The sequence below is a fragment of the Poseidonocella sedimentorum genome (assembly GCF_900116005.1).
In the GTDB taxonomy this organism is placed as follows: Bacteria; Pseudomonadota; Alphaproteobacteria; order Rhodobacterales; family Rhodobacteraceae; genus Poseidonocella; species Poseidonocella sedimentorum.
In genome coordinates this window covers 83,502-108,816 of sequence record NZ_FOYI01000008.1, presented here as the reverse complement: position 1 = coordinate 108,816, position 25,315 = coordinate 83,502, and the positions used below count along the sequence as shown (strand labels likewise).

The window sequence follows — 25,315 nt, the reverse complement described above, 5'->3', positions numbered from 1 at the left end:
CGGGTACTAGTACCCGAGCGCGCAGCCGTCCTTGCGCGGGTCGGACGCACCGACAAGCACGCCATCGGCCCGGATCTCGATCGCCTGCGCCCCCCCGATGGGCTTGTCGGGGATCTCCACGGCGTGGCCCTTCTCGGCCAGCGCCGCGCGCACTTCATCAGAATAGCCGCGCTCCACCGTCAGTGCCCCGTCGTCAAAAAAGCTGCGCGGCGCATCGAGCGCCTCTTGCAGCCCGAGCCCGTAGGTCCGCAGGTTGCTGAGCACGCGCGCATGCCCGTTCGGCTGATAAGCCCCGCCCATGACCCCGAAGACGGCCGAGACCCGCCCATCCTCCTTGAGCATCGCGGGGATGATCGTGTGCATCGGGCGCTTGCCGGGGGCAAGCTCGTTGGCATGGCCGGGGGTGAGCGAAAAGCCCGCGCCGCGGTTCTGGAACAGGATGCCGTAGCGGTCCGAGGCAATCCCCGAGCCAAAGCCGTGGAAGATCGAATAGATCAGCGAGACCGCCATCCCGTCGCGATCCACCGCGCAGATATAGACCGTGTCGCGATGCACCGCCTCGCTGGTCGCGGTGGGGGAGGCCATGGCGCGCGCCGGATCGATCAGCGCGGCGAGGCCCTTTGCCGTCTCTGGCGAGAGCATGTGATCAAGCCGGGTGCAATGATCGGGATCGGCGAGGAACCGGTTGCGCGCGTCATAGGCGAGCTTGGCGGCCTCGGCCTCGATATGGGCGCGTTCCGCGCCGAAGGGATCCATCGCCGCAAGGTCGAACTGGGCGAGGATGTTGAGCATCAGGATCGCCGTCGCGCCTTGCCCGTTAGGCGGATGCTCGACGAGATCGACGCCGCCGTAGTGGCCCGAGATCGGCTCGACGAGGTCCGCCCGCGCGGCGGCGAAATCGGCCTCGCTGTGCCAGCCTCCGGCATCATTGAGGCCGCGCACCATGTCTTCGGAGACCGGGCCGCGGTAGAACCCGTCGCGCCCCTCGCGCGCGATCGCCCGCAGTGCCTCGGCCTGGGCGGGAAGCGCGAACCGCGCGCCGACCTTGGGCGGCTGGCCCTCCGGCAAGTAATGCCGCAGCGCCGGGCCTTGCAGGATTTCCGCACAGGCCGGCCAGTCAAAGGCCACCCGCGGCGCGACGGGTACGCCGCTTTCGGCATAGTGGATCGCCGGTGCCAGCAGGGCATCGAGCCCCAGCCGCCCATCGCTTTCACTCAGCTGGCAGAAGGCGTCGACAGCGGTGGGGATGGTGACGGAGCGCGCGTCATTGAGCGGCATCGCCGCGTGGCCTTCGGCGCGCATCGCCTCTGCGCTGGCGGCGGCGGGTGCGCGCCCCGAGCCGTTCATCGCCCGAATGCGCGTCTCGCCGGGGCGCGACCAGAGCACGAAGCAATCGCCCCCGAGCCCGGTCATCTGCGGCTCGCAAATCCCCAGCAGCACCGCGCCACAAATCGCCGCATCCATCGCGGTCCCGCCGCGTTTGAGCACGTCGAGCGCAGCTTGTGCGGCCAGCGGGTGGGAGGTCGCGACCATGCCGTTTTCAGCAAGGACCTCCGACCGGCCCGGAAGATGGAAATCGCGCATGAAGCCCCCTCGTGTCATGACTTGAATCAGTCGGAGCAGGCTAGCGGGCGCGCGGGGCGGTGCCAATGGCCGGCCACCGCGCGCGGGGGCAATCTCACTGCGCCGTAATCGAAAAGCTCAAAAGATTATGGATGCCGACCCGCCGATGCGCGATATCCTGCGTCAATTTGTGCAAGATGAGCCAGCCGAACCGCCCCTCCGGCAACTCCTGCACGGGCAAGGTCTCGGGCCGAAGCGGGCACGGCCGGGGCAGGGGCTCGGTCATCGGATTGCCGCAATCCAGGATCTCGACCTCCAGTCGACCCGCGCGCAGCTTGAGCGTGACGGTGATCCGGTCGGTGGGGGCACAGCCCGAATGCAACACGATGTTGTTGAGCGCCTCCGCGAGCACGATCTGCACATCGCTCACCCGATCCGTGCTCAGCCGTTCGGAGTGCAGGCAAGCGACGATTCGCCCCAATACGCAGCGAATGGAGGCATGTGTCGCAATGCATTCGAAGGTCAGTCCGGGGTCGCTGGCCAGGCACATGGTCGTTATTCCGTCAGGACACCCGACGCTCCAGTGCTTCGGCGGGAGAGCCGTGGATGACGAAGACCTTGTCCATCCGCGTGAGGCGGAAGACCTTGTTCACGTTGGGTTGGAGCGCGGCCAGTTCAAGCTGGCTGCCGCCCCCGTTGAGGATCTTCATGCTGGCCACGATCGCGCCGAGGCCGCTGGAATCGACGAATTCGACCTGCCCGAGATCGAGGATGACACGGTCGCCGAGCTTGTCGAGCAGGGCGCGCACCGAGTCCTTGAATTGAATCGCGCACCCGGCGTCGATACGGCTGATGCCGACATGCACGATGTCCGCCTTGGGGTGGGATTGAAGCTGGATGTCCATGATATCCGTGGGGCTGCGTCTGGATTGAGCGCAGATTAGGGCCCAAATCCTTTCCCCGAGTTTAACCGCGCAACTGATTTCGCTTGGCTTTTGCCGGGCGCGCCGTCAGGGTCCGGGCCGATCGGACAAAAGGGAGAGGCGAGATGCTGGGCGGATCCTGTGCCTGCGGCGCGGTGGCCTTCGAGCTGCATGGGCCATTGCGCCCGGTGTTTGGCTGTCATTGCACCACATGCCGCAAGACATCGGGCCACTTCTGGGCCGCCACGGCGGTCGCGTCGGAGGGGCTCATTCTGCGGCACGAGGAGGCGCTTGGCTGGTTCCGGTCCTCGGTCACAAGCGAGCGCGGGTTTTGCCGGTCCTGCGGGTCGTCGCTCTTCTATCGCGTGGACGGCGCGGCGCAGATTTCGGTCGCCGCGGGCGCGCTCGACGGGGACACCGGGCTGCACACAGCGATGCATATTTTCACCGCTGACATGGGGGATTATTACGGGTTGGAAGACGGCGTCTCGCGCTGTTCGGGCGGGGTCTCTCCCGACGTGCTCGCGCTTGGGGAGGGCAGCTGACGTGCCGGTCTCCACCCCTTACAATCCGCCCGCCGATCCGATCGAAGTGCTGCATGAGGATCACGAGATCATCATTGTCAACAAACCGGCGGGGCTGCTGTCGGTGCCGGGCAAGGGGCCGGAGCTTGCCGACTGCCTGATCGCCCGGCTGGAGCAGGTCTTTCCCGGCGTGCTCTTGGTGCACCGGCTGGATCGGGACACATCGGGCGTTATGGTTTTTGCCCAGACCCCGAATGCGCAGCGGCATCTGGGGCTTCAGTTCGAGAAGCGGCAGGTGCGCAAGATCTATATTGCGCGGGTCGCCGGGTGCCTCGATCCGGCGGAGGGAGAAATCGACCTGCCGCTGACGGTGGATTGGCCCAACCGCCCCTTGCAGAAGGTTGACCACGAGACGGGCCGGCCGGCGCAGACGCGATACAAGGCGGTCAAGACCGGGCCGGAGGAAAGCCGGGTGCGGCTCTTTCCGAAGACCGGGCGCAGCCACCAGTTGCGCGTCCATATGCTGGCCATCGGTCACCCGATACTGGGCGATCCGCTCTATGCCGAAGAGACGCTCGCGGCGCATTCCCGGCTGATGCTGCATTCGGAGGAGCTTCGGCTGCGCCATCCCGACGGGGGGCGCGGCCTGCGCTTTCGCGCCAAGACGCCGTTCTGACAGCTTCCAAAGACGCGCCGACTCCCAGCGGGCGATTGCCCCGCATCGAGTCGCAGATCACTGACCGATGGCAATGAGCGTGATGTCTTCCGGCAGAGGGGGCGCATCGCCCAAGACGCGCAGGACAACCTGGCCGTCCAGAGAGACAAGGCTGGCCTCCGGGCTATCCGGGTCCGGCTCGACGCGGATATCCGGCGGGAGCTCGTCGGTGCCCTCATAGTGGATGACGAGGCTATCTTCAGAGGCGACGAAATCCATGATTTGCGCCGGCGGCTCGTCTGCGTCGATCTCCGCCGTGCCATCAGCGGGAATACCTTCGGCGGGCGCCTCGGCAACGAAGGTGTCCGCGCCGCTTCCCCCGGAGAGGATATCGCCCGCGCCAGCCATCAGCGTATCGTCGCCCGCGCCGCCGTTGAGGTAGTCCGGCTCTGCCGCGGTCTCGCCCTCGCGCCCGTCGAGCAGATCATCGCCCGCGCCGCCCATCAGCGTGTCCTGGCCCGCGCCGCCTGAGAGGGCGTCATCGCCGAGCCCGCCCTCAAGGCTGTCATCGCCGGCGCCGCCCCAGAGCGTGTCGTCCCCCGGCCCGCCGATGAGCTGGTCGTCCTCGCCTTCCCCCGAAAGCCAGTCGTCCCCCGCGCTGCCATAGAGCGTATCGTCGCCCGCGCCGCCAAGAATCGCATCCGCGCCGCTCTCCCCCACGAGGTAATCGGCGCCATCGCCGCCGCGCAGGGTATCGTCCCCCTCCTCGCCGAGCGCGAAATCGTCGCCGTCACCGCCGTCGAGCAGGTCATCCCCGCCGCCGCCCGCGATCGCGTCGTTGCCGGCCCCGGCGAGAATCGTGTCCCCCTCGTCGCCACCGGTGATTTCGTCATCCTCATCGGTGCCCGTGATGACGTCCTCCTCGTCATCATCGCCGAGCATTACCGAGAGGGCGGCGCCGGTGGTCAGCAGACCCAGCAACCCGAATAGTCCAAACATAGCCGTTCACTCGCCTTTCACGTCCGCGAGGCTACCGCGATCGCCCGTTTGCGCCGAACAGTTTCGCGGCAATTGGTTAACCGGCTCAGTCCGGCTGGCTGTCCAGCTCTTCGCTGACCTCTTCGGCCACGCTCACGCCGATTTCCTCGGCGAGCTGCACGGCCCAGTCGCCGATGATCGGGATGAATTCGATCTGGGCCAGCCAGAAGCCGATGAGCGATACCAGAATGGTCGCGCCGACGACGGAGCCGAGCCCGAAGGCGAGGCCGCGCAGGAACTGGAACCAGATCAGGCGCAGGGTCGAATTTTGGACCTTGATGAAGCGATGGTCGTTGAGCCGGGCGAGTTCGCGGCGGAGCGCGTCCATGATCTCGATCTCTGATTTGTCGCTCATGGGACCTCCGCGAAAAGCGCGCTCCAGGGTTCGGGTTGGACCGAATAGCCGATGTAGAGCGGGTGTTTGGGGTGGCCGTCCCTGGTCAGGCCGAGGTGGTGCACGGGGGCGCCGTGGCCCGCGAGCAGTGCCGCGACCGCGGGGCCTCGGCCCAGGTGCGCGCCGTGGGTGCCCCAGGCGGCGATGATCTGGTCGGCCTCGGCGCAGGCGGCGAGAATCGCGGCATCGTTGTCGGGGCCCACCGGATCGGCCGCGGCGCGCATCGCGCGGGGATCGGTATCGCGCCAGGCGAAGATGTTGGTCACGGTGAAGCTGCCGAAGCCGAGCGCGCGGGCGCGGCGTTCGCAGCGCTCCACCGTCGGGTCGTTCTGGACCTCGGTCGCGGTGGAGGGGTTGAGCATGACGAAGAGCGCGCGCCGCCCGGCCGGATCCCAGATCCGGGTAAGGCTGTAGCGGTAGCGCTCGCAAGGCGAATAGACGGCGGTCGACTTGGCGTCGCCCTTCTGGTGGTGGCGCGTGATCATGGGCCGGTTGTCGCCCGGAGGGGCGGCGGGTGCAAGCTCAGGTGTTGAAGACGCGCGAGGGATGCAGCTCGCCCGCCTTGTAGACGCCCACGGCGACGGCGCGCCCGTCGAGCGCGGCCCAGGCCTCGTCGCCGTAATCGAGATCGCTGGTGATGACCATCGCGGGGTTGCCGTTGCGGAGCTTGGCGGCGTTCTCGGGCGTCACCGGGGCGGAGGGCAGATCGGCGAGCCCGGTTTCCAGCGGCAGGAGATGCGCATCGAGCGCCTCGGTCTGGGCCATTTCCTCGATCTGGGCGTAGCTCAGGCCCTCATCCGCCTTGAACGGACCGGACCAGATGCGGCGCAGTTCGCGCACGTGGCCGTGACAGCCAAGCGCCTGCCCGAGATCCCGGGCGATCGCGCGGACGTATCCGCCCTTGCCGCAGGTCATTTCCAGCGTGACGTGATCGGCGTCGGGGCGGTCGAGCATGACCAGCTCCTCGACCCAGAGCGGCCGGGGGGCGATCTCGATCTCCTCACCGGCACGTGCGCGTTTATAGGCGCGCTCCCCGTCGATCTTCACGGCGGAGAATTGCGGCGGGATCTGCTGGATTTCGCCCACGAACTGGTGCAGCGCTTCCTTGATCTCATCGTCACTGGGCCGCGCGTCGGAGCGGGCCGTGACCTCGCCTTCGGCATCGTCGGTGTTGGTGGCCTCGCCCAGCCGGACGGTAAAGACATAGGCTTTGAGCGCATCGGTGACGTAGGGGACGGTCTTGGTCGCCTCGCCAAGCGCGACGGCGAGCACGCCGGTGGCCTCGGGATCGAGCGTCCCCGCATGGCCGGCCTTTTTCGCCTGCATCGCCCAGCGGACCTTGTTCACCACCGCGTTGGAGGAGATCCCGGCCGGTTTGTCGACCACGAGCCATCCGGAAATGTCGCGCCCCTTGCGTCTGCGTGCCATAGCTCAATGATCCCGTTTTGCGATGAGGCGGCGCAGGTATCGCACCCGGGCAGCCCTGTCAATCTGTGGCCCGATCACTTGGCGCGGGGGAGACGGCGCCGATGATGGGCCCGAGGGGCAGGCCGATGTCGTTGCGGCCGAGCTGCGGCGCGTAGAGGCGCGAGACCTTGCCATCGAAATAGAGCGCGTTGGGCGCCTCAAGCGCGTCGCGGAAGAGGCGGGCGAATTCGTGGAAGGTGACGGGGCGGTCGGAGATGGCGAAATGGGCGACACGCCCATCCGCGCTGGTCCCGACGCCGTTGCGGATGTTGCGCGAGGTGCTGTCGGGCAGGAAGCGCGGATGCAGCGCGCCGTCGATCACCAGCATCGGCCCCGATTGGGTCGCCTCGCGGCAGGGGGGGGCGTCCTCGATATAGCGCAGCGTCTCGATCACATCGGCCCGGCCCGCGCGCAGGCACAAGAGCCCGTTGGGCAGCAGGCCAAAGTTGCCCGGCCCCGGGTTGGGTATGACGCGCATCTCCTCGCGCCCGTCCTCTATATAGAGGCCCACTGGCGCACGATCGGGGTGGAACATGCCTGCGTTCATGGCAAATTCGAGCGTCTCATCGGGCCCGAGCTCATCGGCCACGCGGGAGAAGCCGCCAAGGATCGCCCCGTCGTCATCGCGCAGGAAAAGCTTCAGCGCGGTGTCATCGAGCGTCACCGAACAGACCGCATAGCCCCGGCCCTCATGATCGACGTCGCGGCACTCGACCCCGGCCCAGGCGGGCCCGGCAAGGGCCAGACACAGCAACAGCGCGGCGCGGATCATTCGCCTGCGGGATCTTCGGCCGTATCGGTCGGGGCGGCGTCGCTCCTGGTGAGGTCGTGCTGGACCTTTTCATCGGAGAACAGGCGGCGCGTCTCGTCGAGCCGGTCAAAGGTCTCGTCGATGCGGAACCGCAGGTCGGGGGCGTATTTGAGCGAGGTCTTGCGGCCGATGATCCGGCGCAATTCGCCCTTGTTGCGGGCCAGAAGCTTGAGCACGTCCTCCTGCCCCTCGCCGCCCAGAGGGCAGACATAGGCCGTGGCGATCTTGAGATCGGGGGAGGCGGTGACCTCGCCCACGGTGATCGAGAGCCGATTGAGATCCGGATCATGGATATCGCCCCGCGCGAGCACCTCGGAGAGGGCGCGGCGGATGACTTCGCCGACGCGAAGCTGCCTCTGGCTCGGGCCAGGGCCGGTATGATGAGTATTGCGGGCCATGGCCGGAGATGTAGGGCCTATCGCCCCCTTTGCCAAGCGCCGCGCGAGCGGTTAGACGGGATCGGCGAAAAAGAGGATGCCGAGATGACCGATCTGCCGGGAATTGTCGTGACGGGAGCGGCTGGCCGCATGGGCCAGATGCTGATCAAGACCGTGCTGGAGAGCGATGCCGCGCGGTTTGTGGGCGCGCTGGAGCGGGCGGGGCACCCATGGATCGGCAAGGATGCGGGCGCCTGCGTCGGGCTTGGCGCCTGCGGGATCATGGTCAGCGACGATGCGCTGGAGCTCTTCGCCCGGGCCCAGGCGGTGATCGACTTCACCGCGCCCGATGCGACCGTGGGATATGCCGAGATGGCCGCGCAGGCGCGCGCTGTCCACGTGATCGGCACGACCGGCCTCGCGCAGGCGCATCTCGACAAGATTTCCGCCGCGGCGCGTCATGCGGTCGTGGTGCGGGCGGGCAACATGAGCCTCGGGGTCAATCTGCTGGTGCAGCTTACCCGCAAGGTCGCCGCCGCGCTGGACGCCGACTACGACATCGAGGTGATCGAAGCGCATCACAACCGCAAGGTCGATGCCCCCTCGGGCACGGCGCTGATGCTGGGGGAGGCCGCCGCCGAGGGGCGGGGCGTGGCCCTGAATGAGGTTTCCGACCGGGGGCGCGATGGAATCACCGGGGCGCGCAAACGCGGCGACATCGGGTTTTCCGCCATTCGCGGGGGCGACATCGTGGGCGAGCATGACGTGCTCTTCGCCGGTCCGGGCGAGCGCATCACCCTGCGCCACGTTGCCTCCGACCGCTCGGTCTTCGCCCGCGGCGCGCTCCGGGCCGCGCTTTGGGGGCAGGCCCAGGCGCCGGGGGAATATGACATGGTCGATGTGCTGGGGCTGGGGGATTGAACCATGAGCCATGAGACGCAAGCACCGGGCGATCCCGATCAGACGGGTCCGTGGCTGGAGGATCCGGCTCATCTCGACTGGTTGCGCGAGGACGCGCTGCGCCAGCTAGAGTTTTTCCGCGCTAGCCTGCGTCCGGATGGCGGGTTCGACGTGCTGGACCTTGACGGCGCGCCTCTGGGGGAGGGCCCGCAGGAGCTGCACACCACCACGCGCATGGTCCATTCCTACGCGCTGGCCCATGCGGCGGGCGCGCCCGATTGCGCCGGGATCGTGGAGGCCGGTCTGGCCTACCTTCAGACGCATCACCGCGATGCTGAGCACGGCGGGTTTTTCTGGTCGGTGCGCCGGGACGGGGCGCCGGTGCGCGACGAAAAGCTCGCCTACGGTCATGTCTTCGTCCTGCTGGCCGCCTCGACCGCGCGGGCGGCGGGCTTTGCCGGGACCGAGCCACTCCTGGCCGAGATCGCCGCGCTGATCGATCGCCGCTTCTGGGATGATGCCGCTGGGCTTTTGCGGGACGAGTTCACCCGCGACTGGCAGCCCTTCTCGGACTATCGCGGCTACAATTCCAACATGCACGGCTGCGAGGCATTTCTCGCGGCCTTCGAAGCCACCGGCGAGCGGGCCTTCCTCGACAAGGCCGGGCGCATTCTGGATTTCTTCCTCACCCGCATCGCGCCGGACCATGGCTGGCGCCTGCCCGAGCATTTCACCCCCGACTGGGAGGTCGATCTCGACTACGCCGGCGATCCGATGTTCCGCCCCAAGGGGACGACGCCGGGCCATTCGCTGGAGCTTGCCCGTCTCGCGCTCCAGCACTGGGATCTCGCCGGGCGCGCGGATGCGCAGGCTCCGGATCGCGCCCGGAGGTTGGCGGAACAGGCGCTGCGCGATGCCTGGCGGCCCGAGGGCGGATTGGTCTACACGCTCGATTATTCCGGCGCGGTTCAGGTGGCGGATCGCTACTGGTGGCCGGTCTGCGAGGGGATCGGAGCCTTGGCCGCGCTTCAGCGCGCGGCGCCTGAGCCGGCTGACGAGCGCTGGTATCGCACCCTCTGGGCCTCGGCGGCGGCGCTGTTCGTCGATGAGGCGCGCGGCGGCTGGTTCCCTGAGGTCGATGACGCGGGCCGCCCGGCCGCGCGGCAATTCCTCGGCAAGCCCGACATCTATCACGCGCTTCAGGCCGACGTGCTCCCCCTGAGCGGCGCTGTCTCGCGCCCTGTCGCGGCGCTGGCCAAAACCCGGCCGCTCGCGCCCCGCTAGCGTCGGCGCCCCGCCCGCGCGGGTGATCCGATCGCCGCCCTGCTGCGTAGCCTTTCCTGACCCCCCGCAGGAAAGGGCGCGTCATGCGTTTCACCACCCTCGCCATCCTGAGCCTCCTTGCCAGCCCGGCCTCTGCCGAGTTCGAGCAGATCACCGAGCGCGCCGCGTTCTTGTCGCTCGTGGAGGGGCGCGCGCTGCACCGGCCGCTGATCGCCCTCACCGTCACGCGCCAAGGCGGGATCACGGGGCGCGGCGCCGGGCTCGCGGTGCGCGGGTCCTGGGAATGGCGGGCGGGGTATTTCTGCCGCGATCTGGTCTGGGGGACGCGTGATCTGGGCTTCAATTGCCAGAAGGTCGAGCGCGATGCCCAAGGCCGGGTGCGGTTCACCTCCGATCGCGGGGCGGGGCAATCGGCCGAATTTCGCCTCAGGTGATCCGGCTCAGAAGGGCAGTGCCTTGAGATACCCCGCGACCGCCGCGCGATCCTCGGCCGGGAGCCTGGCGTAATTCTGTACCACGAGGGCCATGTGCCCGCCGGCGCTGTCAAACTCAGGCGTGAAGCCGGTCTCCAGATAATAGGCGATATCCTCCGCCGCCCAGTCGAGCCCAGAGGGGGCAATGGCCGGGATGCGCCCCTCGCCCGACGGAGCTGGCGCGCCAGCGAGCCAGCGGGCGCGGTCAAGCCCGCCGAGGGCGTTGCGCGGGGTGTGGCATTCAGCGCAGTGGCCGAGCCCCTCGACGAGATAACGCCCGCGCGCGATCTGCTCTGTTTCGGCCTCTTCGAGCACCCAGCCGGTATCGAGATTGAGGGCCTTCCAGACCCCGAGCGTGGCGCGGATGTTGAAGGGAAATCCGAGCTCATGGGGCCGGCTCTCGGCTTCGGAGGCGGGCAGCGTGGCGAAAAAGGCGTAGAGGTCGGCCACGTCTTCGCGCGTCATGTGGCTGTAGGCGACGTAGGGGAAGGCGGGGTAGTAATGCGCGCCCTCGGGCGAGACACCGCGCATCACGGCGCTGGCGAATTGCGGCAGGGTCCAGCCGCCGATCCCGGCCTCGGGGTCGGGCGAGATGTTGGGGGCGAGGAAGGTGCCGAACGCGGTCTCGAAGCGCTGACCACCGGAGAGCACCGGCGCGGCGCTCATCTCGGCCTGCTCCACCGCTTCGGGCGCGATGTGGCACGAGGCGCAGCCAGCGGCGTGGAACACTGCCTCCCCGCGCGCGGCATCACCGGCGAGCCCGGCGAATTGCGCGGCAGGCAGGGCGCGCGGGCGCGTCATGACAAGCACCGCCGCGCCGAGCGCAAGCCCGATGAGCAGGATCGCGACTACCGCCCGGCGCCACATCGGCAGGATCAGTTCTCGGGGCCGCGGTAGGATTGGTGGCAGGCGCGGCAGGCCTGGCCCAAGGCGCCGACCGCCGGGCCAAGCGCATCAGCCCCGGTGCCCGCGACGGCTTGAAGCTCTGCGGCGGCGTCGCCGAGCATGGCCCATTTGTTGGTGAAATCTTCGAAATTGTCCCAGATCGCCGGTTCGGCGCGGGTGGTGTCGAGCGCCATGTTATCGGACCCCTCGGGCCATTGCAGTGCCGTGCTCTGGGGGATCGAGGCGATGGCCACCACGTAGTCGGCGGCGAGCTGGGCGAGCGCGGGGTCGTAGTCCGCCCGCCCGCGCGCCATCCCGCCGAGCACCCCGAGCGAAAGGCCGAGCGAGGCGAACTGGCCCTGTCGGGCGGAGAGATGGCCGTCGAAATCCTGTGCAAGCGCGGCACTGCCGCAGGCGATCAGAGCGGCGGCGGCTGCGGGTGACAGGATGCGGGACAAAGCGTGCGTGGGCATGAAATTTCTCCTTGGCTGGCTTCGGGAAAGCCTACCTGCGCTTGACCTCGGGGCAAATGACTTTCTCGCGAGCGCGGGGGCTCAGCGCAGCGGCCATCGCGCGCCGCGCGGGTCGAGCGACGCCCAATCGGGCAGGCCAACCAGTCGTTCGAGCACCACGAGCAGAAGACAGATCACAAAGACCCCGAGGATCAGCCGCGCCCGCGCCGGCGATGGCGGATGCCGCGCCCACCGCGCCAGCCGCACCAGCAGCCACATCAGTCCGCGTCGAACCGCACCTTGCCGATGTAGGGCAGGTTGCGATTGCGCTGGGCGTAATCGATGCCATAGCCGACGACGAATTCATCGGGGATCTCGAAGCCGGTCCAGTCGGCGCGGATCTCCACCTCGCGACGGCTTGGCTTGTCCAGTAGCGCGATGGTCCGCAGGCGCGCCGGGTTGCGCGATTGCAAAAGCCCGGTCACGTGGCGCAGGGTGAACCCGGTGTCGACGATATCCTCCACCACCAGCACATCGCGGCCCTCGATCGCGCCGCGCAAATCCTTGAGAATGCGCACCTCGCGGCTCGTTTCCATCCCGTCGCCGTAGGATGAGGCCTCCAGGAAATCGACCTCCACCGGCAGATCGAGCTCGCGCACCAGATCGGCGATGAAGACGAAACTGCCCCGCAGCAGCCCCACGACCACGAGCTTCTCGGTCTCGCGGAACTCAGCGCGAATCGCGGCCGAGAGCTCCTCGATACGCGCGGCGATCTGTTTCGCGGTTATCATCGTGTCGATATGATAGGCGCCATTCGCGCTTTGCTGGCCCATCGTGTCCCCCGCGTTGCCGGTCTGAGCGGGCGGCAATCCGCCCCTTGAAATCCTGCGGCCCATGGCCGACACCCTTGGCCCAAGACCTACGACGACAGGACCGCCATGCCAACCCACTCGGAAACCCGCACCCTGCCGTACACGGCGCAGCAGATGTATGATCTCGTGGCCGATGTGGGCGACTATCCAAAATTCCTGCCCTGGTGCGCCGCCGCCCGGATCCGCAGCCGGACGCCCGGGGAGGGTGGCAGCGAGGTGATGGAGGCCGATCTGGTGATCTCCTTCAAGGTCTTCCGCGAGCGTTTTGGCAGCCGGGTCACGCTTTGGCCCGGGCAGAAGAAGATCGACACCGAATACATCGACGGGCCGTTCAAGGTCATGAAAAGCACCTGGTCGTTTCGCGATCTGGAGAGCGGCGGTTGCGAGGTGGACTTCTACGTCGATTTCGAGTTCCGCAACGCGGTGTTGCAGGGGATCATCGGGATAGTGTTCAACGAGGCGATGCAGCGGATCGTGCGCGCCTTCGAGCGCCGCGCGGCGGAGCTATACGGCGCCGGCTGACGCCACTTGCGCGCATGGATCACTGTGCGACGGGGGATGCGTCCGGCCCGACGGCTCATGGCCATTGAGCGGAGGGGCCGGACGGTCTTTGCGCCCCGGACGAAAAGCCCGGGGCAGGATGTGCGCTTCGCGTTCGTGAGTGGTGACGGCGCACTATTCAAAGCGGTTTTGCAAAACCGGTATAACTCTTTACTGCCCAGAACACGCAGCGCCGCTTATCTCTCACACTTTGGCGCTTGAGTCCTACGTAGTATTACCGACGGTTGAGCCAAGTGACGTAGGGTAATTAAGTCTATCGTCCTCAATCTGACCTGCGCCCCCCAGCGATTGCTTCTTCAGCGCGAGGGGGCTGGTACATGCCTCGCGCGTGCCGCCCAAGACCGGGACCCGAAGGCGCGGACAGGCGGCACGGCGATGCGTCACTTGATACCAACTCGTTTCGCCATGCCGGTGGAAACGTTTTATTCAAAGCGCTTTTGGCAAACTGTAGCACCTACTTTTTACCGGCCCACCGACATGACGGCGCTCTCTTGACGCAAAGGTCAGGCAATGTCGCGTATGGAATTCCTTACCTTTGGGCAGATCGGGCCGGAGTCGCCTCGCTCAAGGCCCGTGTGACGCCGCGTCACAAGGTGAGTGGGGGGAGGGGGAAGCCCGCGGGTCTCAGAAGTCGACCGCGAGGCCCTTCTTTTCCCAGTCGCCGTAGCGCACCGGTTCGGGCCCGTCGCGCCCGCCAAGTTCGGGCGGCAGGGCAACATCGGCCGCCGCCTTGCGCCGCGCCTCGGCTTCGGCCAGCGCTCGCTTGGCGGCATCGGGCAGGTCGGTCTGGCGTTCGGGCCCTGTGGGGGCCGCGCCCGTCATCTCGGGGCCGGATTTCGCGCTGTCCATCGCATCGCCTTTCCTCAAAACCATCCCCCTGATATACGCCCCTTTTCAAAGGGTGCAAGCAGGGTCGGCGATGTCACAAGAAGGCTTACAGGCGCGCAAGGCCGCGGTGCGGTTGCTCAACGGAGTGCTGGGCGAGGGGCGGGCGCTGGCCGATCTTCTGCGCGGCCCGATTCTCGAACGGCTGTCGCCGGAAGAGCGCGCGCGCGCCCAGCGGCTGGCGACAGAGACGCTGCGCCGGATGGAACAGGCCGACCGGCTGCTCAAGCCACATCTGCGCAAGCCGCCGCCCACGGGCGTGCGCAACATTTTGCGGCTCGCGGTGGTCGAGCTGGCGCAGGGCGGCGCGGATCACGGGGTGGTCAACGCGGCGGTCACGATTGCCGCCCATGGCAAGCGCACAGGGCATTTTCGCGGGCTGGTCAACGCGGTGCTGCGCAAGATCGCGGCAACGGAAGACGGGGACAGCGCGCCGGAGGTGGATGTCTCGCCGCTGGCCGCCGAGATGGCCCGGCTGCGCTCGCCGCGCCTGCCGCGCTGGCTGCGTGATCCGTTGAAAGAGGCCTGGGGGGCGCCGGCGGTGGCCGCGATGGAGGCGGCCCATCTCGCGGGCGCGCCGCTTGACCTCACCGCCAAGGGCGATGCCGAAGAATTGGCGCGGGCCACCGGGGGCGAGCTTCTGCCCACCGGCTCGGTGCGTCTCTCCGATCCCGGCCGGATCAGCGCGCTGCCCGGGTATGACGAGGGGGCCTTCTGGGTGCAGGATGCGGCAGCGGCCCTGCCGGTGCGGATGCTGAGGCTCACCCCGGGCGAGCGGGTGCTCGATCTTTGTGCGGCGCCGGGTGGCAAGACATTGCAGGCCGCGGCGGCCGGCGCCGACGTCACCGCCGTGGACATCTCCGAGCCGCGCATCGCCCGCATCACCGAGAACCTCGCCCGGACCGGCCTCACCGCGGAGCTCGTCGTCGGCGACGCGCTCGAGCAGGCGGGGCAGTATGACGCCATCATCCTCGATGCGCCCTGTTCGGCCACCGGCACGATTCGCCGGCACCCGGACCTGCCCCACGCGCGACAGGGTGAGGCGATCTCAGGGCTCATCGCGCTCCAGGCCGAGATGATCGACCACGCGCTGACCCTTCTGGCGCCGGTCGGGCGGATGGTTTTCTGTACCTGCTCGCTCCTGCCAGACGAGGGCGAGGTGCAGGTCGAAGAGGCGCTGGCGCGGCATCCGGGGCTCCGGGTGGATCCTGCGGCGCGCGATCTGCCCGGCGTTGCGCCGGAGTGGCACAGCGCGGAGGGCGGGCTGCGGCTGCGGCCCGATGTCTGGGCCGAACGTGGCGGGATGGACGGGTTCTACATGGCGGTGCTCGTCAAAACCGCGTGACGCCGCGCGGCGCGGGGGCTAGCCTTCGGCAACGACATCCGGGCAAGGACGCGGCATGAGCGGCAGTGAGGGCATCCTAGAAGTCTATAGCGGCCCCGGCGGTTGGCTGCGCCGCTGGCGTGACCGGCTCGGCGGACAGGGGGTCAGCTTCGCGCACCCGCCCGCGCTTGCCGATCCGGGGCGGGCCGAGGTGGGGGCGCGGCTCGTCGCGGGCTGGATGCCCCATCCGATGACCGGCGCCGAGGTGGAATTGCCGCGCGCGGGGCCCTGGGCGCTCCTGCCCGGGGATCCGGCGTTGGCGCCCCAGGCCCACGGGTTTGGCTGGCTCGAAGACCTTTCCGCCGACGGGACACAGGCCGCGCGCGAGACCGCGCAACGCTGGGTCGGGCACTGGCTCGCCGCCCACGGGCGCGCGCGCGGGGCCGCCTGGCGCCCCGAGATCAGCGCCGCGCGCCTGCGGCGGATGCTGGGGCAGGCCACCTTCCTTTTTGCCGGGCTGAGCGCCGACGCGCGCCAGCCGCTCTATCGCAGCATGGCCACCCATGCCCGCGCGCTCGACCGCGCCTGGCGGCGCCTGCCCCACGGGGCGGCGCGCCTGCCGGCGCTGGCGGCGGTGCTCTCGGCGGACGCGGCGCTTGACGGGCTTCGGATCAACGCCCCCCGCGCCCGGGCCGCGCTGACGCGGGAGTGTGCGCGCGCGCGGTCGGCGGCGGGCCCCTGTTTCGGCCAGCGCGATCCCTCCGTGCTGCTCTCGCTCCTCGAAGCGCTCATAGAGGCGCGCCGCGCCCTCGCCGCGCGCGGCCATGACCAGCCACCCGCGCTGGCCTCCGCTATCGCCGAGCTTGCCGCCGCCCTGCGGCATCTGCGCCACGCCGACGGATCGCTCGCCCGGTTCGGCCCGCCCCGCGCCCTGCGCCCCGGCCAGCTTGACCGCGCTTTGTCCGAGGCCGGCCCGGCCCGGCCGAAGGAGGGCCAGACCCAGCTGCTGGGGTATGCCCGGCTCGCCGAGGGGCACAGCACCGTGTTGATCGACGCCGCCCTGACCCGGCCGGGGGCATCGCGCGGCCAGCGACAGGAGGCGCCCGGCGCGCTCGGGATCGAGTTTTGCGGCGCGGGCACGCGGATGCTCACCGCCGAGCCGGGCGACAGCGGGCTCTCGCTTGGCGGCGCGGCGCGCGGGCGGGCCGCCCATGTGCCCACCAAGGTCACGCGCACGCCCGAGGGCCAGCGCTTCGAGGGCGGCTATGACGGCTTTGCGGCGCGCACCGGGTTGACCCACGCGCGCACCCTGACGCTCTCGGACGGCGGCACGATTTTGCGCGGAGAGGACCTGCTCATCGCGGTCGACGCCAAGGCCGAGGCGCGCTTCATGGCCTTCGGCAGCTGCGACGCGACCCTCGCATTCGGGCTCGCCCCCGGCCTCACCCCCGAGCCGCAGGATGGCGGGCGCGCCGTGTTGCTCGACTGCGGGCCCGCCGATCCGTGGCTCTTCAGCGTCGCGCACGGGCTGAGTGTCGCGCTGGAGACGGGGCGCCGGCCGCGGCTGATCATACGGGCGCCGATCACCCGCCCCGCGACGGTGCTGCGGTGGGTGCTGCGCAAGGTCTGATCGCGCCCAAACCGCCCACCACACGCCCAAACCCCCGCCCCAGGGGGCAAATACCTGCATCTGACGGGGGTTTTCCCTCTGGCGCTTTAGGACAAAGGAAACTAATGCACGGGCATTGTCCCGGAAGCCGTACGTCGCGGCAAGCCGCATGGCCGGGCCGGGCCAACATGATGGCATCGGCCGGACCGTTCTCCGCGAGTCCAACCGGGTTTGACACGAGGATAAGACATGGGCTTGACCTGTCGTGAAGTGATGCTCTCGCCAGAGCTGCAACGCACAATTCACCCCGACGAGAGCGTCGCCAAGGCGTTCAACATCATCAAGGAAAGTCGCGCGAGGTTCCTGCCGGTCGTGGATGAAAACCGCCGCTACATCGGCGTATTCACCGCGCCCACCCTGCTCAAGCTGCTGCTGCCGAAGGCGGTGACGATCGGGCTCAACTCCGACACATCGCGCCTCAGTCTCGACAGCCTCAACTTCATGAGTATGTCGAAGGAAGACTTCGACGCGCAGATCGACGCGCTCAAGGATGAGAAGGTCTCCGACAACATGTCGCGGCCCGAAAATATCCCCGTGACCGCGCCGGACACCCCGGTGATGGAAGGCATCTTCCTGATCTACAAGTTCAAACGCCACCTGATCCTCGTCGAGCCGGACACCGGCATCTTCGTCGGGACGGTCAGCGCCAATTCCCTCCTCGACAACGTGCTCAAGTAACCGCGACCAGCCGCAAGGCGGAGTTTTACAGTGACAGAACATTCGACCGCACACGGGGGACATGCGTTCTCCCTCCCTGACCTTTTGGGCATCTCGCCGTTCTGGGTCGCCACGAGCATCCTCGTGATCGTCTATGCGCTTCTCATCGCCGAGAAGCTCAACCGCGCCATCCTCGCGATGCTCGGCGCATCGCTGATGGTGATTTTCGGCATTCTCAACCAGCAACAGGCCGTCGCCGGCGTCGATGCCAACACGCTCGCGCTGCTGATCGGGATGATGGTGATCGTCGCCATCACGTCGAAATCGGGGCTGTTCCAGTTCGTGGCGATCACGGCGGCGAAGCAGGTCAACGCCAACCCGGTGGGGATCCTGATCATGCTCACGCTGATCACCGCCGTCTTCTCGGCGATGCTCGACAACGTGACCACGGTCCTGCTGATCGCGCCGATCACGCTGCTGATCACAGAGGCGCTGGAAACCAAGGTGTTTCCCTTCTTCATGGCCGAGATCCTCGCCTCCAACATCGGCGGCACGGCCACGCTCATCGGTGATCCGCCCAACATCCTGATCGGCTCGGCCACCGGGCTCAGCTTCAACGATTTCGCGGTCAACCTCGCGCCGATTTCGGCGATCTGCCTCGTTGTGGTGACGGCGATCATCTACTTCGCCTATCGCAAGGAGCTCTCGACCATCCCCGAAAGCTCGCGCCAGCGGATCATGAAATTCGACGCCAAGGGCGCGATCAAGAACTCGCGGCTCATGGTCAAATCGCTCGGCGTTCTGGCGTTGGTGGTCTTCGGCTTCACCGTGGGCCACGGCTACGGCATCCAGCCGGGCACCTCCGCGCTCGCGGGGGCTGCGCTGCTGATGCTGCTCGCCTATTGGGATCAGGACGCCGAGGAACAATCCGAATCGGTGCACCACATCTTCGGCGAGGTCGAATGGGTCACGATCCTGTTCTTCGGCGGGCTGTTCGTTATCGTCGCCGGGGTCGAGCAGGTGGGCCTGCTGGAAATGGTCGCCGATTACATCCTCACCATCACCGCGGGCGACATGATGTGGACGGCCTTCCTCATCTTCTGGGCCTCGGGCATCCTTTCGGCGATCCTCGACAACATCCCCTTCGTTGCGACCATGATCCCGCTCATCGAATCCACCGCCGACAGTTTCGGCGGCGCCTCGATCGAGCCGCTCTGGTGGTCGCTTGCGCTCGGCGCCTGTCTGGGGGGCAACGGCTCGCTTCTGGGGGCCAGCGCAAACCTGACCGTGGCGGCCTTTGCCGAGAAGGCCAAGCAGCCCATCGGTTTCATGGCCTTCATCAAGTTCGCCTTCCCGATCATGATCCTCACGCTCATGATCGCGAACGTCTACATCTGGCTGCGCTACTTCTGAGCCGGCCTGCCTGACGATCAAGCGCGCGCCCCGCATCCTTCCCGGATTGCGGGGCGCGCGGCGTTTCAGGGGCAAAGAGACGGTTCCGCTTTGCGCCGATATCGCTTATGCGGGCGCAGGATCTCTTGCTGCCTCTGAAGGACACCGCCGATGACCGATCTCGCCCCGCTCCGCCGCGCCCTCCTTTCCGTATCCGACAAGACCGGGCTCATCGACCTGGGCCGCGCCCTGAGCGAACGCGGGGTGGAGCTTCTGTCCACCGGCGGCTCGGCCAAGGCGCTGCGCCAGGCGGGGCTCACCGTGCGCGATGTGGCCGATGTGACGGGCTTTCCCGAGATGATGGACGGGCGGGTCAAGACGCTGCACCCGGCGGTCCATGGCGGGCTTCTGGCGCTGCGCGACAACGCGGAGCACGTCGCGGCGATGGAGGCCCACGGTATCGGGCCGATCGACCTGCTCGTCGTCAACCTTTACCCCTTCGAGGAAACCGTCGCCAAGGGCGCGGATTACGACACCTGCATCGAAAACATCGACATTGGCGGCCCGGCGATGATCCGCGCGGCGGCCAAGAACCACGGGGCCGTCACCACGGTGGTGGACGTGGAGGATTACGGTGCGCTGCTGGCCGAGCTGGACGCGCATGACGGCCAGACCACGCGCGCCTTCCGCCAGCGCATGGCCCAGATCGCCTATGCCCGCACCGGCGCCTATGACGCCGCCGTGAGCACCTGGATGGCCGAGGCCATCGGCGAGACCGCCCCGCGCCGCCGCGTGGCCGCCGGGACCCTCGCCCAGACGCTTCGCTACGGCGAAAACCCGCACCAGTCGGCGGCTTTCTACACCGACGGCAGCACCCGCCCCGGCGTCGCCACCGCGACCCAGCTTCAGGGCAAGGAGCTGTCCTACAACAACATCAACGACACCGATGCGGCCTTCGAGCTCGTCTCGGAGTTCGGGCAGGGCGGCCCCGCCTGCGCCATCATCAAACACGCCAACCCCTGTGGCGTGGCGCGTGGTGAGACGCTCAAGGACGCTTATGCCCGCGCGTTTGATTGCGACCGCACCTCCGCTTTCGGCGGGATCATCGCGCTGAACCAGCCGCTCGATGCGGCCACGGCGCAGGAGATCACGCAGATCTTCACCGAGGTGGTCATCGCGCCGGGGGCCGACGCCGCCGCGCGCGAGATTTTTGCGGCCAAGAAGAACCTGCGCCTGCTGCTGACCGACGGGCTCGCCGATCCGGCCGCACCCGCGCTCACCTACCGGCAGGTCTCCGGCGGGCTGCTGGTGCAGGACAAGGACAACGGCGTGATCACGGAGGCCGACCTCAAGGTCGTGACCAAACGCGCGCCCACGGCGGCCGAGATTGCCGATCTGCTCTTTGCCTGGAAGGTCGCCAAACACGTCAAGTCCAACGCCATCGTCTATGTCAAGGACGGCGCGACCGTGGGCGTCGGCGCGGGCCAGATGAGCCGCGTGGACAGCACGCGCATCGCCGCCCGCAAGGCCGAGGACATGGCCGAGGCGATGGGCCTTGCCGAGACCCCGACCAAGGGCTCCGTCGTCGCCTCCGACGCCTTCTTCCCCTTCGCGGACGGGCTCCTGACGGCGGCCGAGGCGGGCGCAACGGCGGTGATCCAGCCGGGCGGCTCGATGCGCGATGACGACGTGATCGCCGTCGCCGACGAGGCCGGGCTCGCCATGGTCTTCACCGGTCAGCGCCACTTCCGCCACTGATGCGCGCCCTCTGGACCGCCGTGGTGATCTTCCTTGCCGACCAGGCGAGCAAGCTCATCGTCGTCCACTGGATGGACCTTGCGGCGCGCGGCGTGATCGAGATCGCGCCGCCGCTCCTCACCTTCCGCATGGCCTGGAACACGGGCATCAACTTCGGGCTCTTCTCGGGCCGGGACGCGCGCTGGATCCTGATCGGAATCGCGCTCGCGATCGTTGCCGGCGTGCTGCTGTGGATGTGGCGCGAGCGGCCGGGCAAATGGGCGCAGATCAGCGCGGGCGTGCTGATCGGCGGCGCCCTTGGCAATGTGGTGGACCGCGTCGCCTATGGCGCGGTGGCCGATTTCCTCAACATGTCCTGCTGCGGGATCGACAACCCGTTCGTGTTCAACATCGCCGACGTGGCGATCTTCGCCGGCGCGGCAGGGCTCATCCTCTTTACCGGCCCCTCCAAGGGGCGCGGCGCGCGCGCAGGGTAATTCGCCCCGTGACGGCGCGCGCGCGATGAGGTAACACCATGGCCGGACAGCAAGATCGCACCCGGGGGGACGCCATGACTCATCGCCGTATCGCGCGCCGCTGCGCGCTCGTGCTTGCCACGGCGGCCACGCTTGCGGGCTGCGCGGGCGGCGAGCGCGGGCTGCACCAGTTCAGCAGTTCCGGCAACGGGCCCGACGCGTTCGCGGCCATGCCGGCCCGCCCGCTGGACATGCCCCAGACGTCCACGCTGCCGGCCCCGACGCCGGGCGCCGTCAACCGCGCTGACCGCGACCCGGTCGGGGAGGGGATCGCGGCCCTTGGCGGGACCCGCAGCACCGGGGGCATCCCGGCAAGCGACGCAGGGCTCATCGCACAAGCCAGCCGCAACGGCACGGCCCCCGGGATCCGGGCAACGCTCGCGCAGGAAGACGCCGCCCTGCGCAGCCGCAGCCGGACGCTCTCGGCAGGGGGCTGGCTCCGCGGCAGCGACCGCTATTTCCGCACCTACGCCCGACAGGCGCTCGACGCGGATGCCGAAGCGGCCCGGTTCCGCGCCGCCGGCGTTCCAACCCCGAGCGCCCCGCCGGGAAACTGAGCCTAAGTCACGGCTTGATGTAGGTGAACCCCTCCTGCTGCAGCTTGGACAGCTCAGCCACGCCGGAGGGGACGATATCCTCTTCCCAGACATCATAGAGATCATCGCTGTAATCGATGTCGCGCCCCTTGAGCGTGTTGTTGCACACCGCAAAACCGACGGCCTGACCCTTCAGCGAGGCGACGGCGGTCTGAAGCTGCTCATCCTGCTTGGCCGACATCAGAAGGCCCAACCCGTTGCCATGAAGCACGACCTTGACCTCAAGGTTCTCCGCCCCGACGGCGTTGATATGGTTCTGGATATTGCGCATCGCGCCCTTGTAGGCACGGCTCTCCTCGCCGCCGGTGTAGTTGATGTGATAGACGACCTTTTGCTTGCCATAGCCGTCCGCAAGCGCGGCGCCGCTGGACAGGGCCAAAGCGAACAGTGCGGCGATCAATGTCGTGAAACGTGTCATGATGTCCTCCCGATTTTCTGTGCGGCCCACTAAACGCGGATCGCGCAGAGCGGACAAGTCCCGTCCATAGGCCCCCGCGCTGCCGCTGGCCACCCGTAGCCGTTTTCCGATAAATCGGAAAACGGGCCGGAAAATGATCGATCATTTTCCGGGGCCCGCCCGTGGCTATGCGATTGCACCGTTGATCCCGCGCGCGTCTGGCATATCTTCTGGTCATGCGCACACATAGATTTTTCGCGGCACTCCTCCTCGCCCTCGGGCTCATCCAGCTCCCGCCCGCCGCGCGGGGCTCCGATCTCGTCACCAGTTTCACGCTCGACAACGGCATGGAGGTCGTGGTCATCGAGGACCACCGCGCACCGGTCGTGGTCCACATGGTCTGGTACCGCGCCGGGGCCGCTGACGAGCCCGCAGGCGCCTCCGGCGTCGCCCATTTCCTCGAACACCTGCTCTTCAAGGGCACAGACAACATGGCGCCCGGCGAGCTCTCCCGTGTGGTCGCCGAGAACGGCGGGACCGACAACGCCTTCACCTCGCAGGACTACACCGCTTATTTCCAGCGCGTCGCCGCTGACCGGCTGGGCCTTATGATGCAGATGGAGGCCGACCGGATGGTCAACCTCCGCCTCGGCCCCGAGGACATCGCCACCGAGCGCGACGTGATCATCGAGGAGCGCAACCAGCGCACCGAAAACAGCCCCGGCGGCCTCTTCGCCGAGCAGCGCGACGCCGCGCTCTACCTCCATCATCCCTACGGCACGCCCGTCATCGGCTGGCGCCACGAGATGGAGGCCCTCTCGCTGGAGGATGCGCTCGCCTATTACAGCCGCTACTATGCCCCCAACAACGCGATCCTGATTGTCGCGGGGGATGCGACGCCCGAGGAGGTCCGCGCTCTCGCCCAGACGCATTATGGCCCGATCCCGCCCAACCCCGAGCTGAGCCCGCGCGCCCGCGTCGCCGAGCCGCCGCACATGGCCGAGCGCCGCCTCATCTTTCGCGATGACCGCGTGGCCCAGCCGTATGTCATGCGCAGCTATCTCGCCCCCGAGCGCGATCCCGGTGATCAGACCGAGGCCGCCGCGCTGACGCTTCTGGCCGAGCTGCTGGGGGGCGACGGCATCACCTCCTACATGGCGCGCAAGCTCCAGTTCGAGACCCAGACCGCCGTCTACACCGCCGCGTTCTATCGCGGCACATCGCTCGACGACACGAGCTTCGGCTTCATCGTCGTGCCCGCCGAAGGGGTCAGCCTCGATGCGGCCGAAGAGGCGTTGGAGCGGGTCATGGCCGACTTCCTCACCGAAGGTGTCGATGCCGAGGCGCTCGCCCGGCTCAAACGCCAGATCCACGCCAGCACGATCTATGAGCGTGACAACGTCCAGAGCCTTGCCAACAGCTACGGGCGCGGACTCACCTCGGGGCTCACCCTCGAGGATATCCAGGCCTGGCCAGACATCCTTCAGGCCGTCACCGCCGAGGACATCCTCGCCGCCGCGCGCCGCCTCTGGACGCCCGAACGCTCGGTCACGGGCCATATCACCAACGCGGAGGACCCCGCCCTATGAGCCCGCTCAGCCCCCTGCGCACCGCGCCCCGAGCGGCGCTCTGGCTCGCCGCCGCGTGCCTGACGCTCCTCATGCTCGCCGCGCCCGCCCGCGCCGAAACCGAGATCACCGAGGTGACTTCCCCCGGGGGCCTCACCGCCTGGCTCGTGGAAGAACCGTCGATCCCGTTCCTCGCGCTGGAAATCCGCTTCAAGGGCGGCGCCTCGCTCGATGCGCCGGGCAAACGCGGCGCGATCAACCTCATGACCGGGCTGCTCGAAGAGGGCGCGGGGGGGCGCGACGCGCGCGCCTTCAACGAAGCCCGCGAAGACCTCGCCGCCTCCTTCGGCTTCCGCGCCTATGACGATTCGCTCGCCATCTCCGCCAAGATGCTCACCGAAAACCGCGCCGAGGCCCTCGCCCTGCTGCGCGATGCGCTCATTGACCCCCGCTTCGATCAGGACGCCATCGACCGCGTCCGCGCCCAGGTCATGGCCAACATCCGCTCCGATGCCCGCGACCCCGACGCCATCGCGAGCGCGACCTTCAACCGCCTCGCCTTCGGGGATCACCCCTACGCCACCGACCGCACCGGGACCGCCGAAACCGTCGCCGCGCTCACCCGCGAAGACCTTCTCGCCGCCAAGGACCGCGTCATGGCCCGCGACCGGATCTATATCTCGGCCGTGGGCGACGTCACCGCCGAAGAGCTCGGCCCCCTGCTCGATGACCTGCTCGGGGACCTCCCCGCCACCGGCGCCCCCCTCCCGGGCCCCGCGCCGATCAACCTCACCGGCGGCACCACCGTCGTCGACTTCGCGACCCCCCAATCCGTCGTCCTCTTCGGCCATGAGGGCATGACCCGGGACGATCCGGATTTCTTCGCCGCCTACCTGCTCAACACCATCCTCGGCGGCTCTGGCTTCAACGCCCGCCTGATGACCGAAGTGCGCGAAAAACGCGGGCTGACCTACGGCGTCTACGCCTACCTCGTGCCCAAGGACCACGCCGCGCTCTACCTCGGGTCGGTCTCCTCGGCCAACGACCGGGTGGCAGAAGCCATCGAGGTCATCCGAGACGTCTGGGCCGACACCGCCCAAAACGGCGTCACCGCCGAAGAACTCACCGCCGCCAAAACCTACCTCACCGGCGCCTATCCGCTCCGCTTCGACGGCAATGGCCCCATCGCCGATATCCTCGTCGGCATGCAGATGGACGACCTCCCCATCGACTACGCCGCCACCCGCAACGCCCGCGTCAACGCCGTCACTCTGGAGGAAGTCAACCGCATCGCCGCCCGCCTCCTGCGCCCCGAAGCGCTCCACTTTGTCGTCGTCGGCCAACCCGACGGGCTCATGTAGGTCGGGTATTCCCG

Annotated in this window: 30 protein-coding genes; 15 read left to right on the top strand and 15 right to left on the bottom strand. The window is 68.2% G+C overall.

All coding sequences use genetic code 11. From position 1 onward, the window contains the following. Positions 1–6: 6 nt before the first annotated feature. The 3 genes from BM353_RS12420 to BM353_RS12410 form a co-directional block, all read right to left on the bottom strand. On the bottom strand, positions 7–1,584 hold the full coding sequence (locus BM353_RS12420) for a gamma-glutamyltransferase family protein (protein WP_092081336.1): 1,578 nt from the start codon (positions 1,582–1,584) through the stop codon (positions 7–9). A 94-nt stretch (positions 1,585–1,678) separates the two neighbouring features. Further along, positions 1,679–2,113, bottom strand: a complete 435-nt coding sequence (locus BM353_RS12415) for an ATP-binding protein (RefSeq protein ID WP_092081335.1) — start codon at positions 2,111–2,113, stop codon at positions 1,679–1,681. Positions 2,114–2,126: 13 nt separating this feature from the next. Next, positions 2,127–2,468, bottom strand: coding sequence for an STAS domain-containing protein (locus tag BM353_RS12410; RefSeq protein WP_092081333.1), 342 nt, complete (start codon positions 2,466–2,468; stop codon positions 2,127–2,129). A gap of 143 nt (positions 2,469–2,611) precedes the next feature. On the opposite strand from BM353_RS12410, the gene BM353_RS12405 reads away from it, so the two are divergent. After that, entirely contained in the window at positions 2,612–3,031 is a 420-nt protein-coding gene (locus BM353_RS12405; RefSeq protein WP_092081331.1) for a GFA family protein, read from the top strand. Position 3,032: 1 nt separating this feature from the next. Next, on the top strand, positions 3,033–3,686 hold the full coding sequence (locus BM353_RS12400; protein WP_092081329.1) for an RluA family pseudouridine synthase: 654 nt from the start codon (positions 3,033–3,035) through the stop codon (positions 3,684–3,686). Positions 3,687–3,743: 57 nt separating this feature from the next. On the opposite strand, the gene BM353_RS12395 is transcribed toward BM353_RS12400, so the two are convergent. From BM353_RS12395 to rbfA, 6 genes are all read right to left on the bottom strand, one after another. Next, complete coding sequence (locus tag BM353_RS12395; protein ID WP_092081327.1) at positions 3,744–4,664, bottom strand: calcium-binding protein; 921 nt, start codon at positions 4,662–4,664, stop codon at positions 3,744–3,746. An 85-nt stretch (positions 4,665–4,749) separates the two neighbouring features. After that, positions 4,750–5,058 (bottom strand): DUF5665 domain-containing protein, encoded by a 309-nt coding sequence (locus tag BM353_RS12390; RefSeq protein ID WP_092081325.1) that lies wholly within the window; start codon positions 5,056–5,058, stop codon positions 4,750–4,752. After that, on the bottom strand, positions 5,055–5,582 hold the full coding sequence (locus BM353_RS12385; protein ID WP_092081323.1) for a DUF1643 domain-containing protein: 528 nt from the start codon (positions 5,580–5,582) through the stop codon (positions 5,055–5,057). Before BM353_RS12385 ends, BM353_RS12390 begins: the two co-directional genes overlap by 4 nt. A 37-nt stretch (positions 5,583–5,619) precedes the next feature. Beyond that, positions 5,620–6,525 (bottom strand): tRNA pseudouridine(55) synthase TruB, encoded by a 906-nt coding sequence (truB, locus tag BM353_RS12380; RefSeq protein ID WP_092081321.1) that lies wholly within the window; start codon positions 6,523–6,525, stop codon positions 5,620–5,622. A gap of 58 nt (positions 6,526–6,583) precedes the next feature. Then, entirely contained in the window at positions 6,584–7,336 is a 753-nt protein-coding gene (locus BM353_RS12375; RefSeq protein WP_177220548.1) for a phosphodiester glycosidase family protein, read from the bottom strand. Then, complete coding sequence (rbfA, locus tag BM353_RS12370) at positions 7,333–7,773, bottom strand: 30S ribosome-binding factor RbfA (RefSeq protein ID WP_092081320.1); 441 nt, start codon at positions 7,771–7,773, stop codon at positions 7,333–7,335. The genes BM353_RS12375 and rbfA overlap by 4 nt, the downstream gene beginning before the upstream one ends. Positions 7,774–7,857: 84 nt before the next feature. Between rbfA and dapB the strand changes: the two genes are divergently transcribed. The 3 genes from dapB to BM353_RS12355 all read left to right on the top strand — a co-directional run bounded on the left by dapB (position 7,858) and on the right by BM353_RS12355 (position 10,370). Next, positions 7,858–8,673: a 4-hydroxy-tetrahydrodipicolinate reductase gene (gene dapB / locus BM353_RS12365; RefSeq protein WP_092081318.1), complete on the top strand. Its 816-nt coding sequence runs from the start codon at positions 7,858–7,860 to the stop codon at positions 8,671–8,673. Positions 8,674–8,676: 3 nt separating this feature from the next. After that, entirely contained in the window at positions 8,677–9,936 is a 1,260-nt protein-coding gene (locus BM353_RS12360) for an AGE family epimerase/isomerase (RefSeq protein WP_092081316.1), read from the top strand. An 83-nt stretch (positions 9,937–10,019) separates the two neighbouring features. Continuing rightward, positions 10,020–10,370 carry a dihydrodipicolinate reductase gene (locus BM353_RS12355; protein WP_092081314.1) on the top strand — a complete coding sequence of 117 codons (351 nt, stop codon included), beginning with the start codon at positions 10,020–10,022 and terminating at the stop codon, positions 10,368–10,370. A gap of 6 nt (positions 10,371–10,376) precedes the next feature. Here the strand turns inward: BM353_RS12355 and BM353_RS12350 are convergent, their stop codons facing one another. From BM353_RS12350 to hpt, 4 genes are all read right to left on the bottom strand, one after another. Beyond that, positions 10,377–11,276, bottom strand: a complete 900-nt coding sequence (locus BM353_RS12350) for a c-type cytochrome (RefSeq protein WP_092081312.1) — start codon at positions 11,274–11,276, stop codon at positions 10,377–10,379. 8 nt (positions 11,277–11,284) lie between these two features. Beyond that, positions 11,285–11,767 (bottom strand): c-type cytochrome, encoded by a 483-nt coding sequence (locus BM353_RS12345; RefSeq protein ID WP_092081310.1) that lies wholly within the window; start codon positions 11,765–11,767, stop codon positions 11,285–11,287. A gap of 81 nt (positions 11,768–11,848) precedes the next feature. Continuing rightward, the gene (locus BM353_RS16960) at positions 11,849–12,025 is read right to left on the bottom strand and encodes a hypothetical protein (RefSeq protein ID WP_177220547.1); all 177 of its coding nucleotides are present in this window, start codon (positions 12,023–12,025) and stop codon (positions 11,849–11,851) included. Next, positions 12,025–12,579, bottom strand: coding sequence for a hypoxanthine phosphoribosyltransferase (hpt, locus tag BM353_RS12340; protein ID WP_092081401.1), 555 nt, complete (start codon positions 12,577–12,579; stop codon positions 12,025–12,027). Before hpt ends, BM353_RS16960 begins: the two co-directional genes overlap by 1 nt. 105 nt (positions 12,580–12,684) lie before the next feature. Here hpt and BM353_RS12335 point away from each other — a divergent pair, with 105 nt between their 5' ends. Next, positions 12,685–13,140 (top strand): type II toxin-antitoxin system RatA family toxin, encoded by a 456-nt coding sequence (locus BM353_RS12335; RefSeq protein WP_092081308.1) that lies wholly within the window; start codon positions 12,685–12,687, stop codon positions 13,138–13,140. 663 nt (positions 13,141–13,803) lie between these two features. Here BM353_RS12335 and BM353_RS12330 read toward each other — a convergent pair. After that, complete coding sequence (locus BM353_RS12330) at positions 13,804–14,001, bottom strand: DUF1674 domain-containing protein (protein ID WP_177220550.1); 198 nt, start codon at positions 13,999–14,001, stop codon at positions 13,804–13,806. A gap of 97 nt (positions 14,002–14,098) precedes the next feature. On the opposite strand from BM353_RS12330, the gene BM353_RS12325 reads away from it, so the two are divergent. The 7 genes from BM353_RS12325 to BM353_RS12295 all read left to right on the top strand — a co-directional run bounded on the left by BM353_RS12325 (position 14,099) and on the right by BM353_RS12295 (position 21,936). Beyond that, positions 14,099–15,409, top strand: a complete 1,311-nt coding sequence (locus tag BM353_RS12325; RefSeq protein ID WP_092081304.1) for an RsmB/NOP family class I SAM-dependent RNA methyltransferase — start codon at positions 14,099–14,101, stop codon at positions 15,407–15,409. Positions 15,410–15,464: 55 nt separating this feature from the next. Continuing rightward, positions 15,465–17,018, top strand: coding sequence for a heparinase II/III domain-containing protein (locus BM353_RS12320; protein WP_092081302.1), 1,554 nt, complete (start codon positions 15,465–15,467; stop codon positions 17,016–17,018). Positions 17,019–17,246: 228 nt separating this feature from the next. Beyond that, entirely contained in the window at positions 17,247–17,735 is a 489-nt protein-coding gene (locus BM353_RS12315; RefSeq protein ID WP_092081300.1) for a CBS domain-containing protein, read from the top strand. 30 nt (positions 17,736–17,765) lie between these two features. Beyond that, entirely contained in the window at positions 17,766–19,127 is a 1,362-nt protein-coding gene (locus BM353_RS12310; RefSeq protein WP_092081298.1) for an ArsB/NhaD family transporter, read from the top strand. Between the two features lie 150 nt (positions 19,128–19,277). Further along, positions 19,278–20,864 carry a bifunctional phosphoribosylaminoimidazolecarboxamide formyltransferase/IMP cyclohydrolase gene (gene purH / locus BM353_RS12305; RefSeq protein WP_092081296.1) on the top strand — a complete coding sequence of 529 codons (1,587 nt, stop codon included), beginning with the start codon at positions 19,278–19,280 and terminating at the stop codon, positions 20,862–20,864. After that, on the top strand, positions 20,864–21,340 hold the full coding sequence (gene lspA / locus BM353_RS12300; RefSeq protein ID WP_092081294.1) for a signal peptidase II: 477 nt from the start codon (positions 20,864–20,866) through the stop codon (positions 21,338–21,340). The genes purH and lspA overlap by 1 nt, the downstream gene beginning before the upstream one ends. A gap of 74 nt (positions 21,341–21,414) precedes the next feature. Then, positions 21,415–21,936, top strand: a complete 522-nt coding sequence (locus BM353_RS12295; RefSeq protein WP_092081399.1) for a DUF3035 domain-containing protein — start codon at positions 21,415–21,417, stop codon at positions 21,934–21,936. Positions 21,937–21,943: 7 nt separating this feature from the next. On the opposite strand, the gene BM353_RS12290 is transcribed toward BM353_RS12295, so the two are convergent. Beyond that, the gene (locus BM353_RS12290; RefSeq protein ID WP_092081397.1) at positions 21,944–22,393 is read right to left on the bottom strand and encodes a DsrE family protein; all 450 of its coding nucleotides are present in this window, start codon (positions 22,391–22,393) and stop codon (positions 21,944–21,946) included. A 215-nt stretch (positions 22,394–22,608) separates the two neighbouring features. On the opposite strand from BM353_RS12290, the gene BM353_RS12285 reads away from it, so the two are divergent. Beyond that, positions 22,609–23,961, top strand: a complete 1,353-nt coding sequence (locus tag BM353_RS12285) for a M16 family metallopeptidase (protein ID WP_092081292.1) — start codon at positions 22,609–22,611, stop codon at positions 23,959–23,961. After that, positions 23,958–25,301 carry a M16 family metallopeptidase gene (locus tag BM353_RS12280; RefSeq protein ID WP_092081290.1) on the top strand — a complete coding sequence of 448 codons (1,344 nt, stop codon included), beginning with the start codon at positions 23,958–23,960 and terminating at the stop codon, positions 25,299–25,301. The genes BM353_RS12285 and BM353_RS12280 overlap by 4 nt, the downstream gene beginning before the upstream one ends. The last annotated feature ends 14 nt before the right edge of the window (positions 25,302–25,315 follow it).